Annotated in this window: 1 protein-coding gene; it reads left to right on the top strand. The window is 69.7% G+C overall.

What is annotated here, in order from left to right:
• Window positions 1-327, top strand: a 327-nt coding sequence (locus EII35_RS16205) for a hypothetical protein (RefSeq protein WP_221739822.1), incomplete at both ends; no start/stop codon positions are given.

Here is a 327-nt window from a genome sequence, read left to right on the forward strand (position 1 = left end):
TTGGCGGAGGAGGCGCTGGAGCTGCGGCGGGTGTTGGTGGCGGAACAGCCGGACAGCCTCCGTGCGAGGCGGGATCTGTCGGTGTCGCTGAGCCGGGTGGGGGATCTGATCGGGCATGTGGATCCGGGTCGGGCGCTCCGCTTGGCGGAGGAGGCGCTGAACCTGGCTCGGGTGTTGGTGGCGGAACAGCCTGAGAGTTTGGAGGCGAGGCGGGACCTGGCGGCGTCACTGAGCCGGGTGGGGGATTTGATCGGGCATGTGGATCCGGGTCGGGCGTTGGTGTTGGCGGAGGAGGCGCTGGAGCTGCGGCGGGTGTTGGTGGCGGAA

It is taken from the genome of Arachnia propionica (genome assembly GCF_003932785.1).
In the GTDB taxonomy this organism is placed as follows: domain Bacteria; phylum Actinomycetota; class Actinomycetes; order Propionibacteriales; family Propionibacteriaceae; genus Arachnia; species Arachnia propionica_B.